General features: G+C 64.6%; 16 protein-coding genes, 1 other RNA gene and 1 riboswitch. Of the genes, 8 read left to right on the forward strand and 9 right to left on the reverse strand.

The features are described 5' to 3' along the window. Positions 1-1,282 (forward strand): sulfate adenylyltransferase subunit 1 (locus tag DXT59_RS05990; RefSeq protein WP_116136012.1); only part of this gene is annotated, 1,282 nt, incomplete at its 5' end. Between the two features lie 57 nt (positions 1,283-1,339). Then, positions 1,340-2,128 (forward strand): uroporphyrinogen-III C-methyltransferase, encoded by a 789-nt coding sequence (gene cobA, locus DXT59_RS05995; RefSeq protein ID WP_116136013.1) that lies wholly within the window; start codon positions 1,340-1,342, stop codon positions 2,126-2,128. Positions 2,129-2,159: 31 nt separating this feature from the next. Here the strand turns inward: cobA and DXT59_RS06000 are convergent, their stop codons facing one another. The 3 genes from DXT59_RS06000 to lptF are packed head-to-tail and all read right to left on the reverse strand — an operon-like array spanning position 2,160 to position 4,841. Continuing rightward, a complete protein-coding gene (locus DXT59_RS06000; protein WP_116136142.1) occupies positions 2,160-2,558 on the reverse strand; it encodes a sirohydrochlorin chelatase in 399 nt (132 codons plus the stop codon). 35 nt (positions 2,559-2,593) lie between these two features. Beyond that, positions 2,594-3,745 (reverse strand): LPS export ABC transporter permease LptG, encoded by a 1,152-nt coding sequence (gene lptG / locus DXT59_RS06005; protein WP_116136014.1) that lies wholly within the window; start codon positions 3,743-3,745, stop codon positions 2,594-2,596. Between the two features lie 4 nt (positions 3,746-3,749). Further along, complete coding sequence (gene lptF, locus DXT59_RS06010) at positions 3,750-4,841, reverse strand: LPS export ABC transporter permease LptF (protein ID WP_116136015.1); 1,092 nt, start codon at positions 4,839-4,841, stop codon at positions 3,750-3,752. Positions 4,842-4,959: 118 nt separating this feature from the next. On the opposite strand from lptF, the gene DXT59_RS06015 reads away from it, so the two are divergent. Genes DXT59_RS06015 through DXT59_RS06025 form a run of 3 tightly spaced genes read left to right on the forward strand, consistent with a single transcriptional unit; the run spans position 4,960 to position 7,453 of the window. After that, positions 4,960-6,471: a leucyl aminopeptidase gene (locus DXT59_RS06015; RefSeq protein WP_116136016.1), complete on the forward strand. Its 1,512-nt coding sequence runs from the start codon at positions 4,960-4,962 to the stop codon at positions 6,469-6,471. Positions 6,472-6,505: 34 nt separating this feature from the next. Next, positions 6,506-6,934 carry a DNA polymerase III subunit chi gene (locus DXT59_RS06020; protein WP_116136017.1) on the forward strand — a complete coding sequence of 143 codons (429 nt, stop codon included), beginning with the start codon at positions 6,506-6,508 and terminating at the stop codon, positions 6,932-6,934. A gap of 54 nt (positions 6,935-6,988) precedes the next feature. Next, positions 6,989-7,453, forward strand: a complete 465-nt coding sequence (locus DXT59_RS06025; protein WP_116136018.1) for a DUF2486 family protein — start codon at positions 6,989-6,991, stop codon at positions 7,451-7,453. 44 nt (positions 7,454-7,497) lie between these two features. Here the strand turns inward: DXT59_RS06025 and ilvD are convergent, their stop codons facing one another. After that, the gene (ilvD, locus tag DXT59_RS06030; RefSeq protein WP_116136019.1) at positions 7,498-9,171 is read right to left on the reverse strand and encodes a dihydroxy-acid dehydratase; all 1,674 of its coding nucleotides are present in this window, start codon (positions 9,169-9,171) and stop codon (positions 7,498-7,500) included. 191 nt (positions 9,172-9,362) lie between these two features. On the opposite strand from ilvD, the gene DXT59_RS06035 reads away from it, so the two are divergent. Further along, the gene (locus DXT59_RS06035) at positions 9,363-10,355 is read left to right on the forward strand and encodes a LysR family transcriptional regulator (protein WP_116136020.1); all 993 of its coding nucleotides are present in this window, start codon (positions 9,363-9,365) and stop codon (positions 10,353-10,355) included. Between the two features lie 71 nt (positions 10,356-10,426). Next, positions 10,427-11,329, forward strand: coding sequence for a prolipoprotein diacylglyceryl transferase (lgt, locus tag DXT59_RS06040; protein ID WP_116136143.1), 903 nt, complete (start codon positions 10,427-10,429; stop codon positions 11,327-11,329). Positions 11,330-11,429: 100 nt separating this feature from the next. On the opposite strand, the gene DXT59_RS06045 is transcribed toward lgt, so the two are convergent. From DXT59_RS06045 to DXT59_RS06065, 5 genes are all read right to left on the reverse strand, one after another. Continuing rightward, entirely contained in the window at positions 11,430-12,149 is a 720-nt protein-coding gene (locus tag DXT59_RS06045; RefSeq protein ID WP_116136021.1) for an SIMPL domain-containing protein, read from the reverse strand. Positions 12,150-12,227: 78 nt separating this feature from the next. Next, positions 12,228-12,686 carry an EVE domain-containing protein gene (locus tag DXT59_RS06050; protein WP_116136022.1) on the reverse strand — a complete coding sequence of 153 codons (459 nt, stop codon included), beginning with the start codon at positions 12,684-12,686 and terminating at the stop codon, positions 12,228-12,230. A gap of 81 nt (positions 12,687-12,767) precedes the next feature. Further along, positions 12,768-12,949: non-coding RNA, 6S RNA (ssrS, locus tag DXT59_RS06055), on the reverse strand. Positions 12,950-12,987: 38 nt separating this feature from the next. Continuing rightward, the gene (locus tag DXT59_RS06060) at positions 12,988-13,302 is read right to left on the reverse strand and encodes a cell division protein ZapA (protein ID WP_116136023.1); all 315 of its coding nucleotides are present in this window, start codon (positions 13,300-13,302) and stop codon (positions 12,988-12,990) included. Further along, positions 13,299-13,649: an ATPase gene (locus DXT59_RS06065; protein ID WP_116136024.1), complete on the reverse strand. Its 351-nt coding sequence runs from the start codon at positions 13,647-13,649 to the stop codon at positions 13,299-13,301. Before DXT59_RS06065 ends, DXT59_RS06060 begins: the two co-directional genes overlap by 4 nt. 184 nt (positions 13,650-13,833) lie before the next feature. Beyond that, a riboswitch (cobalamin riboswitch) is annotated at positions 13,834-14,071 on the forward strand. A gap of 69 nt (positions 14,072-14,140) precedes the next feature. On the opposite strand from DXT59_RS06065, the gene DXT59_RS06070 reads away from it, so the two are divergent. Beyond that, positions 14,141-16,021 carry a TonB-dependent receptor plug domain-containing protein gene (locus DXT59_RS06070; RefSeq protein WP_116136025.1) on the forward strand — a complete coding sequence of 627 codons (1,881 nt, stop codon included), beginning with the start codon at positions 14,141-14,143 and terminating at the stop codon, positions 16,019-16,021. Positions 16,022-16,091: the final 70 nt, after the last annotated feature.

Here is a 16,091-nt window from a genome sequence, read left to right on the forward strand (position 1 = left end):
GCGTTTCATCACGGCGGGCAGCGTGGACGACGGCAAGAGCACGCTGATCGGGCGCTTGCTGTACGACAGCCGCGCCGTGCTCTCCGACCAGCTCTCGGCGCTCTCGCGCGCGAAGAACAAGCGCACGGTGGGCGAAGACATCGATCTGTCGCTGCTCACGGACGGCCTGGAAGCCGAGCGCGAGCAAGGCATCACGATCGACGTGGCCTATCGTTATTTCGCGACGGCGCGGCGCAAGTTCATCATCGCCGACACGCCGGGGCACGAGCAGTACACGCGCAACATGGTGACGGGCGCGTCCACGGCGCACGCGGCGATCATCCTCGTCGATGCGACGCGCGTGACGAAGACGGACGACGGCCAGACGGTGCTATTGCCGCAGACCAAGCGCCATAGCGCGATCGTGAAGCTGCTCGGCTTGCAGCACGTGATCGTGGCGATCAACAAGATGGACTTGGTCGAATACAGCGAGACGCGCTTCAACGAGATTCGCGACGCCTACGTGGAGCTCGCTCGTCAATTGGGCATTGCGAACGTGCGCTTCGTGCCGGTATCGGCGCTCAAGGGCGACAACATCGTGCAGGCGAGCGAGCGGATGCCGTGGTACGCGGGCGAGCCGCTGCTCGACGTGCTCGAGGCGCTGCCGGTTGCGCAGCCCACGGGCGAAGCGCTGCGCTTTCCGGTGCAGTGGGTGGCGCGTCAAGACGGCTCGAGCGCGGACGACTTCCGCGGCTACATGGGCCGGGTGGAAGCGGGCGAGGTGCGCGTGGGCGATGCGATTGTCGTGTTGCCGGCGGCGCGCGAGGCGACGGTGGCCGAGATCATTGCGCCGGTTCCGGGCGGCACGGCGCAGGTGGACCGCGCGTTCGCGGGTCAGACGGTGACGATCCGCTTGGCGCAGGACGTGGACGTCTCGCGCGGCGACACGTTCGTGGCCGCGCAAGCGGCGCCGCAGCCGGCCAAGAAACTCGAAGCCGATCTGTGCTGGTTCGACGACGAGCCGCTTTCCACGCAGCGTAAATATCTGCTCAAGCAGACGACTAATACGGTATTCGCGCGGATCGGTTCGGTGAAGGAAGTGCTCGACGTTCACACGCTCTCGCATACGAGCGACGTACGCGACCTCAAAATGAACGATATCGGCCGCGTAGCGTTGACGCTGCAAAAGCCGATCGTCTGCGACGCCTATGATGCACAGCCGGCGACGGGCGCTTTCGTGCTCATCGACGAGGCCACGCATCACACGGTCGCAGCCGGTATGATTCGTGCATATTCCGCGTGATATAGAACGAGGCGGCGCGCGACGCGCCGTCCGGACACGCGAGAGGACGAAAGCGCAATGGGCAAGGTGTATTTGATCGGTGCAGGACCGGGGGCGGCGGATCTCATTACGGTGCGCGGTGCCCGCTTATTGGGCGCGGCGGAGGTCGTGCTGCACGATGCCCTCGTCGAGCCCGCGATGCTCGAATATGCGCCGCACGCCCGCAAGATCGCCGTCGGCAAGCGCTGCGGCCAGCGCTCGACGGCGCAGCAATTCATCAACAAACAGATCGTCGATGCGGCGCGTTCGCACGCGGTCGTCGTACGCCTGAAGGGCGGCGACCCGATGTTGTTCGGGCGGGCCGACGAGGAAATGCGCGCGCTCGAAGAGGCGGGCATCGACTACGAAGTCGTGCCGGGCATCACGGCGGCGCTGGCGGCCGCTGCGTCGGTGAAGCGCTCGCTGACGTTGCGCGGCGTATCGCGCAGCGTGGCGCTTGCAACGAAGAGTCGAGCGCCCGATACCGAAGCGATCCGCGAGGCCGTCAACGCCGATTCGCTCGTCTTTTACATGGGCCGCGACAGCGCGCCCGACATCGCCCAGCAACTGATCGACGCCGGACGTCCCGGCGCGACGCCCGTTGCGATCGTCGAGGCATGCAGCACGCCGCGCGAACGCACGCTGACGTTGACGCTCGAGGCCCTCGCCATGGGCGAGGCGCAGTCCTGGCTCGATGCCAGCCAGCCGAGCTTATTGATGATTGGAGAAGCGTTTGCACAGCGCACGCCGGCGACGGGCGATACGTCCCGATCCCATCCGGATGACACAAACGGCGTCGAACGCGACGGGTACGTGCACGCCGCCTAACCGTAGCCCGCGTCGAGGCCGAGCCTATCTGTCAGGCGCTCGCCCCGGGCGCCCCTTCGCCAAGCTGGCGTAAGCAGTAAGCCGCCAGCGCATCGAGCACGGCATCGTCTTCGCCGACGGGCACGGTGCCGCGGATATCGACGTCGGGATGCGCCGCCCGGCATGCGTCGATGATGAGCGGAAGATCGCGCCGTACGTGGCCGCCTTGCCCGAAAAACACCGGCACGACCGTAATCGACTTGCAGCCCGCCGCGACTTGTGCGGCGACGGCGCCCGCGAGATCTGGCGTCATCAATTCGAGAAACGCGAGCGATACCTGCGTGCCGGGCTCGCTCAGCGCGCGCAGCTTGGCGGCGAGCCGCTCGAACGGCTCGGCCCACCGCGCATCGCGCGCACCGTGCGCGAACAGTACGATACCGCGCGGAGCCATGACGTTTGCGTTCATCGGCGCCTGCCTTGCCGGCCTCAGTGCCGGTCGACCCACTTGAGCCCCGCCAGCCCGAGCGCGAGATAGATAAGACCCGGCGTGGCCGCCGTGACGGGCGCCGGCCACGTATTGAGCATGCCCACGTGCGAAAACAGCGTGTTGATGAGCTGGAAGCTCATGCCGAGCATGATGCCGCCGAACACTTTCGCGCCGACGACGCCCGCGCGCGTATGCAGATACCCGAACGGTAGCGCCAACACGAACATGACGAGCACCGCGAACGGATAGAGCAGCTTCTTCCAGAGCGCAATCTCATAGCGCTGCGTGTCCTGATGATTCTCGACGAGGTGCTCGATATAGCGGAATAGATTGAAGATCGACATGCGGTCGGGCGAAACCAGCAGCACCGACAGAATCTGCGGCGTCAGTTCCGAGCGCAGCGAGTACTCGGGCAACGTGACTTGCGCAGCGCGATAAACGGGATTGAGCGCGTCCGCGGGCGTGGCGGCCGCCGGCGTCGGCAAACTCTTGAGCTGGGTGTCGGTGACGCCCTTGAGCAGCCAGTGGCCGTTGCCTTCGTAGCGGCCTGTCTGCGCGGTGCGCAGATTCGTCAGCCGGAAGCCCGGATCGAATTCGTAGATCCGCACGTTGGCGATTGTCGTGTCGGGCATCAACTCGCCGACGTTCACGAAGCGCGTGACCTGTTGGCCGTCCTCGCGCGCCGTGAGCGTGTCCTTGACCCAGACGCCCGAGGCGAAATTGCTCGAGACGGCCGAGCCGAGCGCCTCGAGCCGCACCCGTTCGGACAGTTGATCGGAATAGGGGCCGACGACTTCACCGATGAAATAGGTCATCGCGACGAGCGGGATGCCGATTTTCAGCAGCGAGCGCAGGGCTTGCCCCGTGGACAAGCCCGACACGCGGAAGATCGTGTATTCGGAACTGGCCGCCATCTGCGCGAACACGTAGATCCCGCTGATCAGCGCGGCGACAGGAATGATCTCGTAAAAGCGCGACGGCGTTTGCAGCGCCACGCGCAGGACGGCGTAGCCGAATTTGTAGTTGCCGTGGCCGACCGTGTTCAGTTCATTGATCAGGTCGAAGAAGAAGAACAGACCCGAGAACGCAAATAGGATGAAGACGAACGCGAGATAGACCTGGCGCGCGAAATATCGTTCGTAGATGCGCATCGTGTCAGGCTCCTCGCGCGAACCATGCGCGCGGAATCAGCGGCCGATTGCGCACCCGCAGCCAAAACACGGCGACCACGACGAGCGCGGCCACGATGTGCAAGCCTACCAGCGCGACCACGAACGAGATCCTGCCCTGCTCGAGCCAAGACTGCACGACGTTGAGCAGGTTCGAATAGGTGAGGAAGATCAAGACGGCCATCACGAGATTGATCGTGCGTCCGCGCCGCGGGTTTTGATAGGCGAGCGGAATGCCGAGCAGCATCAGATTGATGGCCATGAGCGGCAACCCTGTGCGCCACGCGAATTCCGCGAGATTGTCGTGCGTGGGGTGGCGCAGCAGCGCGGCCGTCGAGAGGCTCGTCGTGCTCGGCGTGTTGACCACGGGCTGATGCGTGATTTTGACGCCGTAATTCTTGAATTCCATGATGCGGAAATCGGGCTTGCCCGGCTCGCCGTCGTACCGGCGGCCGTTCTCGAGGACGACGAAGCGCGAGCCGTCCTTCATCGTTTCCGTGCGGCCGTACTGCGACACGACGACACTGACCTTGCCGTTCTCCGTACTCGTGACGAATACGTTTTGGACGTGCGCTTGATCGGGCGTCATTTTTTCGATGAAAAAGACGCGATGCGAGGCGGGCGATTCGCGGAACTGGCCGGGCGCGAGCATCGACACCTCGTCGCGCTGCTGAAAGCGCGCGCGAATGAGCTTGCTCTGCGCGTTCGACCAGGGCCAGCCGACGTAGGCGAAAAATGCGACGAGCACGATCAGCGGCCCCGCGAATTTCGCGATCGGCTTGATGAATTGCGTGAGGCTCACGCCCGAGGCGAGCCACACGACCATCTCGGAGTCGCGATACCAGCGCGTGAGCACGAACAGAATCGAGACGAACATCGTGACGACGAGCATCACGGCGATGTAGCCGATGACGGTGAGGCCGATGAGGACGACGACGTCCTTGGGATCGACCTCGCCGGACGCGGCATAGCCGACGATGCGGATCATCATCGTCGTCAGGAAGATAGTGAGCAGCACCATGAATACGGCACCGGCCGTATACGCTAGCTCGCGCTGCAGGGAGCGTTCGAAGATCATCGTCGATGCGAGAGGGCGGCCGGCATTCGCGCGCGCGGTTCCGACGCCAAGGAAAAAATAGCGGATAATTGCGGCTTCGTTACCAAAGTTAAGCCGATTTTATCCGAGGACAAGCGCGATGGACTTTAGCATAAAAGCCTGTGACTGGACGAAGGGCACGACGGGCGGTTTTCTGACGGGGAAATCCGATTGCATCGTGATCGGTGTGTTTGAGGGGCAGTCGCTTTCGGGCGCGGCGCTTGAAATCGACGCCGCCACGAAGGGGCTCCTCACACGCATCGTGAAGGCGGGGGACATGCAGGGCAAGAGCGGCTCGACGCTGTTCTTGCATGAAGTGGAAGGAATCGGCGCCTCGCGCGTGCTGCTGGTGGGCCTCGGCAAGCAAGACGCGTTCGGGCAGAAAGCTTATACGGACGCCGCCCGGGCCGCCTGGCGCGCGATCCTCGGCACGAAGATCGTGCAAGCCACGTTCACCCTCGCGCAGTTGCCCGTCAAGGATCGCTCGGCCGAGTGGAACGCGCGCGCCGCGCTGCTCGCGTTGCGCGGCGAAACCTATCAGTTCGTGCAGCTCAAGAGCAAGCCGGAGCCGGCCAAATATGCGCTCAAGCGCGTCGTCGTGACCGTCGATCCGGCCGACGAAAAGCTCGCCAAGCTCGCGCTGAAACACGCGCAGGCCATCGCCAACGGCATGGATTTCGCGCGCGATCTGGGCAATCTGCCCGGCAATATCTGCACGCCGACCTACCTCGGCGAAACCGCGAAGCAGCTCGGCAAGGATTTCAAGCTCAAGGTCGAGGTGCTCGGCCAGAAGCAGCTCGAGGCGCTGAAAATGGGTTCGCTGCTGTCGGTCTCGGCCGGCTCGGTGCAGCCGCCGCAGTTCATCGTCATGCAATATCAGGGCGGTCCGGCCAAGGCGGCGCCGATCGTGCTCGTGGGCAAGGGCGTCACGTTCGACAGCGGCGGCATCTCGCTGAAGCCGGGCGAGGGCATGGACGAGATGAAGTTCGACATGTGCGGCGCGGCTTCCGTGTTCGGCACGCTGCGTGCCGTCGCCGAACTGGGCCTGAAGCTGAACGTCGTCGGCATCGTGCCGGCCGTCGAGAACATGCCGAGCGGCCAGGCCACGAAGCCCGGCGACATCGTCACGAGCATGTCGGGCCTCACGATCGAAGTGCTCAACACCGACGCCGAAGGGCGCCTGATATTGTGCGATGCGCTGACCTATGCGGAGCGTTTCAAGCCCGCGGCCGTGGTCGACATCGCGACGCTCACGGGCGCTTGCATCATCGCGCTCGGCCATCACAACGCGGGCCTGTACTCGAAGGACGACGCGCTTGCCGGCGAGTTGCTCGACGCCTCGCGCGAAGCGGTGGATCCGGCCTGGCGCATGCCACTCGACGAGGAGTACCACGAGCAGCTCAAGTCGAACTTCGCCGATTTGGCGAACATCGGCGGCCGTCCGGCGGGCAGCGTGACGGCGGCGTGCTTCCTGTCGCGCTTCACGCAAGCCTATCCTTGGGCGCACCTGGATGTCGCGGGCGTCGCGCACAAGGGCGGCGCGGCCAAGGGCGCGACGGGCCGTCCCGTGCCGCTGCTCACGCAGTTCCTGATCGATCGCGCGGGGCAATGATGGCGGTGGGTAGGCAAGCAGGCGGAGTGCCGCGGTGACGCGTATCGACTTCCATACGAACGTCGGCGATCCGTTGCTGTATGCCTGCCGGCTCGCGCGCAAAGCCTATCAGGCCGGCCAGCCGCTCGTCGTGCTGGCCGATCCGGGGCGGTTGCGCGCGTTCGACGAGCGGCTTTGGACGTTCTCGCCGCTCGATTTTCTGCCGCATTGCATGGCGGACAGCGCGCTGGCCGCGCGCACGCCGATCGTGCTGGCCACGGATCTTGCCCGCGTGCCGCATCATCAGATCTTGTTGAACCTCGCGCCTGCCGTGCCGGCGCAGTTCGCGCGCTTCGAGCGGCTGCTCGAAATCGTCGGCACGACCGACGAGGAACTCGGCGCCGGGCGCGAACGGTATCGTTTCTATCGCGATCGCGGGTATGCGCTCAACAATTACAAGCAGGGCGAGACCCAGGGCGCATGAGCGTTCGCGCTGGCGCATTTGCGCCGACGCGTTCAATGATTTAGGGAGACACCCATGACCGATCCCCACGACCCGAATTCGATTCCGATGTTGACCGACGTCATCGTTCCGGGCCGGCCGTCGATCGGCCGTCCGGGCGAGACGCAGGCGCATGGCGCGCCCGAGACGTCGAGTGCGCCTCGGAGCGCGTTCGCGCCGGCGCCTCAGGCCGAATCGCATCCTACCTCGGAGCCGGGTGCGTACACGCCGCCCGTTGCGAGCACCGGCGCGGCGCCCGTATTCGACGCACGCGATGTCGAATTCATCGCCGAGCGCTTGCGCGGACGTTTCGCGAGCTATTTGCGGCAGGACGCGCGCGCGGTGGTGGAAGCGCGATGCCGCGATGCGATCGAGGAGCACACGAACTGGCTCGTGCGGCAAGTGACGCGCGAGGTCCTCGGCGCGCTCGAGCAAGAACTCGGGCATTGGGTGCGCGATGCCGTGAGCGAGGAGTTGGCGCGGCATACACCGCGCCGTTAGTCCGCGTCGTTAGCCCGCGCCGCAACTTCGCGCCGTAAGTCCGGCTAGCCCGTCACGGCGCCCTTGTCGGCGGGCTGCGCGAGCGCCGCGAATTTCGCCAGAACGCCGCGCGTGTAGCGCGGGGGCGGCGGCGTCCATGCCGCCCGACGCCGCTCCAGTTCCCGATCGTCGACGTTCAGTTGCAGCAGCAGCTTGTGCGCGTCGATCGTGATCGAGTCGCCTTCTTGCACGAGGGCGATCGTGCCGCCCACGAATGCCTCGGGCGCGACATGCCCCACCACCATGCCCCAGGTTCCACCCGAGAAGCGGCCGTCCGTGATGAGACCGACCGATTCGCCGAGCCCTTTGCCGATCAACGCGGAGGTCGGCGCGAGCATCTCGGGCATGCCGGGTCCGCCTTGCGGGCCTAGGTAGCGCAGCACGAGCACGTCGCCTGCGCGAATCCGGTCGTCCAAGATCGCGGCGAGCGCGCTTTGTTCGTCTTCGAAAACGCGCGCGGGTCCCGTGATGACGGGGTTCTTCAGGCCCGTGATCTTCGCCACGGCGCCGTTTTGCGCGAGGTTGCCTTTCAAAATAGCAAGATGCCCTTCGGGGTAAAGCGCCCGGTCGATCGGAAAAATTACTTGCTGATCGGCGCGCGGCGCGCTCGGGATATCTTTCAGTTCCTCGGCGATCGTCTTGCCCGTGATCGTCATGCAGTGGCCGTGCAGCAGGCCCGCATCGAGCAAAATCTTGAGCACCTGCGCAATGCCGCCCGCGCGATGCAGGTCGGTCGCCACGTACTCGCCGGACGGCTTGAGATTGCAGATGACGGGCACGCGCTTGCGAATCCGCTCGAAGTCGTCGATCGTCCAAGGTACCTCGGCCGCGTGGGCGATGGCGAGATAGTGGAGCACCGCGTTGGTCGAGCCGCCCGTTGCCATGATCAATGCCACGGCGTTCTCGATCGATTCGCGCGTGATGATGTCGCGCGGTTTCAAATCGCGCTTCACGGCCTGCACGAGCACGCGCGCCGATTCGGCGCTGGAGGCGACTTTTTCCTCGTCGGGGTTGGCCATCGTCGACGAGTAGAGCAGCGACATGCCGAGCGCTTCGAACGATGAGCTCATCGTGTTCGCGGTGTACATGCCGCCGCACGAGCCCGTGCTCGGACAGGCATTGCGTTCGATGCCCTCGAAGTCTTCTTGCGACATCCGTCCGGCCGTGAACTCGCCCACGGCTTCGAACGACGAGACGATCGTCAGGTCTTTCCCCTTCCAATGTCCGGGCCGGATCGTGCCGCCGTAGACATAGATGCCGGGTACGTTCATGCGGGCGAGCGCGATCATGCCGCCCGGCATGTTCTTGTCGCACCCGCCGATCACGACCGCGCCGTCCATCCATTGGCCTTGCACGCAAGTCTCGATGCAATCGGCGATGACTTCGCGCGAGACGAGCGAGTATTTCATCCCCTCGGTGCCCATCGACATGCCGTCCGAGATCGTCGGCGTGCCGAACATCTGCGCGTTCGCGCCCGCTTCCTCGACGGCGGCCACGGCGGCGTCGGCCAGCTTTTGCAAGCCCGCGTTGCACGGCGTGATCGTCGAGTGCCCGTTGGCGATGCCGATCATCGGCTTGTCGAAGTCGTCCTTCTCGTAGCCGAGCGCATAGAACATCGAGCGGTTCGGGGCGCGCGCGACGCCTTGCGTGATGTGCTGGGACCGACGGTTGTAAGCCATATCAGAGCTCCGGTTCGTGGATCGGAAACGGGGACGGCGGGCCATGGTGCGGGAGTACGCCGCCGGCGCGGCGCGCGCCGCGCGTGAGGCGTGGGCCAGCATGCCGCGCTCGGTGGTGCGTGTCCAATATATGATTCATCACGCACTAAGTCGAATTCAATATCGAAGACGTCGCCTCCGGAGCCGCTGCCATGACCCCCGATCTGCGCCAATTGCGCTACTTCGTCGCCGTCGCCGAGGAGCGCCACTTCGGACGCGCGGCGCGCAGGCTGTCGATGACGCAGCCGCCGCTGTCACAGGCGATCCGCGCGCTCGAGGACGCGCTCGGGGTCGAATTGTTCGCGCGCACGAAGCGCACGGTCGAGCTGACCGCGGTGGGCGCCGACCTGCTGCCGGAGGTGCGCAAGTTGCTTGCCGCGGCCGAGACGCTGCGCCCGCTCGCCCAGAGCCTGGCGCGCGGCGAGGCCGGGGCGCTGGCGCTCGCGTTCGTTTCGACGGCCGATTACGGCTTGCTGCCGCAACTCCTACGCGAGTTCGCGGTCCGTCATCCGCGCGTGCGGTTGAACTTGACGGAGGCGACGAGCGACGTGCAGGTCGAGGAACTCGTCGCGGGCCGCATCGATGCCGGTCTCATCATTGCCCCGCTGCCGCCGCGCCACGCGGCCGCGTTGACCTATCTGCCCGTCATGCGCGAGCCGCTCGTGGCGGCGCTGCCCGCGTCCAGCGTGCGTCATCGCGGCCGCGGCGAGCCGCCCGATTGGGCCGACGAGCCCGTTTCGCTTGCCGATCTCGGACAATTGCCGCTCGTGATCTTCCCGCGCCGTTTGGCGCCGGGCTTTTATGACATCATTACGGGCTGCTACGGCGCGGCCGGGCTCACGCCGCGCATCGGCCAAGAAGCTATTCAGATGCAGACGATCGTGAGCCTCGTGTCGGCCGGGATGGGCGTCGCGCTGGTGCCGCAATCGTTACGTAATCTGCGGCGTACCGGGGTGGTCTACCGGCCGCTGGCCGAGCGGGCGCCGCTCGTCGAGACTGGCCTCGTCTGGCGGACGGCCGACGTGAGCCCGGTGCTGGCCGGTTTTATCGATATCGTGCGCGCGGTGCAAGGGCACGGCGTGCCGCGAGCGGGTGCCGCGCGCCGGCCGGCGCGAGCGAAGGATACGCGCGAACACGGTGCGTAAAGCGATGCTTAAACGCGATGCCTAAGCGCGGCGCATGCGCCGCCTCACTTTTCAATGCCGAAAGCCATACGATGCTGATTCATCCAAATTTCGATCCCATTGCGATTCATGCCGGTCCGCTTGCGGTGCGCTGGTACGGCCTCATGTACCTCGTCGGATTCGTGCTGGCGATCGTCGTCGCGCGGCTGCGTTTGCGTCTGCCGCACGTGGCGGCCCAGGGCTGGACGACCAAGGACATCGACGACATCCTGTTCTACGGCGTGCTCGGTACGATTCTGGGCGGGCGGCTCGGTTACGTTCTGTTTTACAAAGCCGATTACTACTTCGCGCATCCGCTCGATGTCTTCAAGGTCTGGCAAGGCGGCATGTCGTTTCACGGCGGCTTTCTCGGCGTCACGCTGGCGATGGTGCTGTTCGCCTATCAACGGGGACGCACCTGGCTGCAGGTGACCGATTTCGTGGCGCCCATGGTGCCCACGGGCCTCGCGGCGGGCCGCTTGGGCAACTTCATCAACGGCGAACTGTGGGGCCGCGTGACGAGTCCCGATGCGCCGTGGGCCATGCTGTTCCAGAACGCATCGGCCGACGATGCGCTTTGGCTCACGCGCCATCCGCAACTGGCGGCGCAGTGGCATCTGGCCGACGTGTTCGCGAAGTACCACATGTTGCCGCGTCATCCGTCCGAACTCTATGAGATCGCGCTCGAAGGGGTGACGCTCTTTTTCGTATTGTGGTTCTTCACGCGCAAGCCGCGGCCGGTCGGGGCGGCTTCCGCCGTGTTTCTGATCGGCTATGGGCTGGCCCGCTTCATCGTGGAATTCGCGCGCGAGCCGGACGATTTCCTGGGGCTGCTCGCGCTGGGATTCTCGATGGGGCAGTGGCTTTCGCTGCCGATGATCGTCGCGGGCATCGCGATGCTCGTGTGGTCGTATCGGCGCGGCCGTCCGGCGCCCGCGGGCGCCGCATCGAGCTGACGTTCACCGGATCGCGCGGCCAGCTCGGCCGTGCGATCGCTTAAGCGTTTCAGGAAGGCGCGACGACGGTCATCGCCGCCATCGTTGCCGATCGTTGCAACTACCGCGTCATCTGCACCGAGCCGGACACGTTCACGGTCACTGTGGACGTGCCCCCTTCCACCGGCACTGGCGCGGCGGCTTTGGCCTCGGCTGCCATCGCGCGCATCGCGAACATCGGGCGCGGCTGCGAGCCGCTATTGCTGTTCACGTCCACTTCGCGAATCGTGAAGCCCCCATAACCGAACGCCTTCGCGGCCGTCTGCGCTTGCTCCCGGAAGTTTTGAATGGCCTGGCCGGCTAGGCCTTGCGCCACGGTGCGCTGTGCCTCGGGCGACAGCGAGAACGTCACGTTGCCCACCTGCATGACAGACGCCAGCTTGCCCGCGAGCTTTGAGGCCGCGCCGAAATCGTGCGACTTCAGAACGATCTCCGTGCGGCCGCGCCATGCGGAAATCCGTCCGTCGCGATCGGTCATCGGGTAAATCGAGAAGGTCCCCGTGCGCGCCTGTACCTCGCTCACGCCTTTGGCTTGCGCAAGCGCGGTCTCGGCATGCGAATTGAGCGCGTTCGTCAGCGACGACGGATCCGCCGCCTCCTGTTCGTAGAACAGCGTGATTTCAACGGTGTCTTGCGCGACTTCCCGGCTTGCTTGCGCCGAGAGCGAGAGTACGCCCGAGGGCGGCTGTTGCGTGACGACGGTATCCGCACTCGAGCCTCGCGCAGCCAGCGCGAGCGGCAAGGCGGCCGCGAAAGAAAGCGCGGCGATTGTTTTTCTCATTGATTGGGCTCCACTTCATGACATGGCGTTGGGACCGGGACCATGCAAACCCGGGTAGGGCGCCTGCCTCGCCGCGCGCTACGCCAACCGCTCGGTGATGAAACGCCATTCGTCCTCGGTCACGGGTGTGATCGACAACCGGTTGCCCTTGGCGAGGACGCGCATACCGGCAAGCTCCGGGTAGGCGCGCAATTGCGCTAGCGGCACCAACGGCGTTTTCTTCACGAAGCGTACGTCCACGAGCATCCAGCGCGGCGTTTCGCGCGTCGATTTGGCATCGTAGTACGCACTCTTGGGGTCGAATTGCGTGGGATCGGGATAGGCGCCCGACACGACTTCGGCAATGCCGGCGATGCCAGGTTCCGCACAGCTCGAATGATAGAAGAGCACGCCGTCGCCGATTCCCATCATGTCGCGCATGAAGTTACGCGCCTGATAGTTGCGCACACCGGTCCAGGGCAGCGTGCGGTTCGGGGCCGCGTAGAGGTCGTCGATGCTTGCTTCGTCCGGTTCGGACTTCATGAGCCAGTAGCGCATAGGCGAATCGAGTCAGTCGAGCGAATCGAAAGGGGCGGGCCACAAATGAAAACGGCATCGGTAGCACCGATGCCGTCGAATAAAGTCCCCGCCTTAGCCGCTAGGCCGGCATCCTGAACCTGAGGTTCAGAATTGGTCGCAGTTAGCAGCACTTCGGGTACATCAGACAGAGTGACGCGCACACCCGTGCTACAAATTTCCGCAACCGTGCACATGGCATTGGTTCAAGGAATCTATGACCTTGGCGAACCAGGCAGGGAAGCCGTAAAACCTTTTATTGAAACCGTGGAACTGCCGCTCGTTACAGCGCCTCGTGTTGATCGAGCACCGCACCGAGTTTTTCGTTCATTTGCCGCATTGTACGCCGGATTTCTTCCGCGGGAAACGCCTCTCCGTGACGCACGCTTTGTTGCAGCTTCAAGAGCTCCGATGCGAGCGAGAGCGCGGCCATCACGGCGATCCGATCGGTGCCCCGTACGTTGCTCGCGTTGCGGATTTTCGTCATCTCGGCATCGACGCGCGCCACCGCTTCGAGCAGTGCGGCTTCCGTTTCGGGCGAGCACGCCAGGCGGTAGCTTTGTCCGAGTATCGTAGCTTCGATTTGTTTCGTCGTCATGCATCTTCTCCGTGCTGCACGGCGCCGGGTTCGACCTTCTCTTGCTGCGAAGCGAGCAGATCGAGTTGGCTGTCGGAATCGTACGGGCCTTTGCCGCGCGGCAGTTTCTCGAGAATCGCATTCAGGCGCACCTGCGCGTCGTCGATCTTCGCCACGAGCGCGTCGCGCTCCGCTTGCAGCGCGTTACGCGCTTCACGCAACTGTGCGAGCTCGGCCTGGGCCGTTTCATTTTCTTGACGCAATTGCGCGAGCTGTTCCTCGAGCGCGTGGCGTGCCTGCTGCTGGCGTTCGTTGACCGCGATCAGCCGGCCGATATTCTGTGAGAGGGATTCGAGTTCGTTGAGCATCTGCTGCGTCCTCTAAAGACCCCGCATTTTAGCGCTAAATAGCCGCAGTTCCGATCGTTCTCTCGTATCCAGACGTAACCGTGCTGCGTTTTCTTCTCGATCGCGCGTTTTAGCACGATGTTTGCAGGGTTTTTTTGACTCTCCGGCCGCGGGTGCGTTTCTTGACGCTCTCGCAACCCGCTCCTACACTGGCGGCACTTTGGTGCTCGCGCGCAGGTCTCACTCGCGCGCGGTTAAACGGGAAACAGGGAGCGAAGTCCGCCCGGACGAGCCAACCTGTGCTGCCCCCCGCCAACGGTAAGCGACTTGCGAGATAGGCGAATGCCTGTCGCGCACCCGCTCCATGGCCACTGCGCGTCCGCGCGGGAAGGCGGAGGCGGTTCGTCGTCAGCCCGGATACCGGCCAAAGGGGGAGCGCGATACGAAGCGCTCGATGACGGCGCGGTCTGCGGGGAGAGAGCCGCGCGCCGGCCCCACGGGAACACCATAAGATGTCCACGCCTACTGTCCGCGCGGCGCTCGTTGCGTTCGCGGCTTCGCCGTTCGTCGCGCTCGCGCAAACGGCATCCGCTCCTTGCGATGCATCGCTCGACCCCTCGGGATCTTGCCGCTCGCTCGAACCGATCGTCGTGACCGCGCAGCGCGGCCCGCAGCCGCTCTCCGAAGCCATCGCGCAAACGACACGCTTCTCGCGGCAAGACGTCGCCGATTCGACGGCCACCGATCTCCCCGGTTTGCTGTCGCAGGCGCCGGGTGTGCAGATTGTGCGCAACGGGCCGCCCGGGTCGAACGTGACGATGTTTTTGCGTGGGGGCTCGGGCCCGCAGTCGCTCGTGCTGATCGACGGCGTACGCGTCGATTCGGTCAGCCTGGGCCAGAGCCAGCTCGGGCAGATTCCGTTATCGGCGGTGGACCACGTCGAGGTGGTGAACGGCGACGTCTCGGCGCTCTACGGCTCGGGCGCGATGGGCGGCGTCGTGCAAGTGTTTACGAAGCAAGGCGGCGATCATCCGCCGCGTTTCGATTTCTCGCTCGGCTACGGCAGCTATCACACGCAGACGCAGCAAGCCGGTGTGAACGGCGCGCTCGATAAGGACGGCAAGACTACATTGAGCGTGCACGTCGCCCGTTCCAAGGACGACGGTTTTTCGGCGATCGACCCGGCGCTTGCGCCGAATGCGAATCCGGGCGCCGACGGGTATTTGAACGAGAGCGTGTCGGCCACGCTGCGTCATACGTTCGAGCACGGCTGGGACGCGGGCGCGCGCTACTTCCAGTCGAACGGGAAAAACTCGTTCGACAACGCCTATGGCCTGCCGACCGACGTCAACTATCTCTACAGCATGGTCCGCGTGGCTTCCGTATTCGCGAACGGCAAGCTGACCGATTGGTGGACCACGCACTTCACCGCGGGGCTCGGCGACGATCGCGCGGTGGACAAAACGAACGGCGTCTACAACAACCGTTTCGATACCGACAATCGGCAATTCAGTTGGCAGAACGATTTCAAGCTTACGCCGCGGCAAAAGCTCCAAGCCGGCTACGAGCGGCTCGATCAAAGCCTGCGATCGGATATGGTCAGCGCGCCCGATCGGCACGTAAATTCGGTGTTTGCCGGATACACCGCCCGTTTCGGCGCCAATCAAATCCAAGCGAACGTGCGGCGCGATCAGTATTCGGATTTCGGCGGCGCCAACACGTACTATCTCGGTTATGGGCTCGATTTCACCGAGCATTGGAAGGCTACCGCGAGTTATTCGAGCGCGTTTCGCGCGCCGAGCTTCGACGACCTTTATTTTCCGGGCAGCGGCAATCTGTCGATTCGGCCGGAGCGAAGCCACTCGGTGGAGGCGGCGCTGCAATACGCTTCGGATTCGCTCGGCGTCGTGCGGCTGACGGCGTTTCAGACGCACTACACCGATCTGATCAACTACGTGCCGACGCAGGGCGGAATGTTTTATCTCGCGGAAAACGTCGGCCGAGCGAAGGTGCAAGGGCTCGAAGGCTCCTTTAGCGGGCGCGTGGGCAAAACGGACGTGCGCGCCGCGCTGACGGTGCAAAATCCTGTCGACGAGATTGCCGATACCGACCTCACTCGCCGCGCCAGGCACTTCGCGTCCCTTTCCGCCAACCGCTCGTTCGGCGCGTGGCGGGCCGGCGGGGAATGGATCGTCAGCGGGCCGCGCAACGATAGCGGCACCCCGCTGGGCGGATTCGGTATCGTGAACCTATCGGCGCGTTACGACATCAGCAAGGCTTGGTACGTCAGCGCCCATATCGACAACTTGTTCGACAAGCACTATGAACTCGCCTATACCTACAACACGTCGCGTCGCGGCGCCTTTGTCACGATCGGCTGGCAGCAGCAGTGAAATGCGGGGCGGTTCGGATCGCTTCGCCTATCGGTCGCGCCGATGCCAAGCCGCGAGCGCGCGGCGATGA

Source organism: Trinickia diaoshuihuensis (genome assembly GCF_003390925.1).
Classification (GTDB): domain Bacteria; phylum Pseudomonadota; class Gammaproteobacteria; order Burkholderiales; family Burkholderiaceae; genus Trinickia; species Trinickia diaoshuihuensis.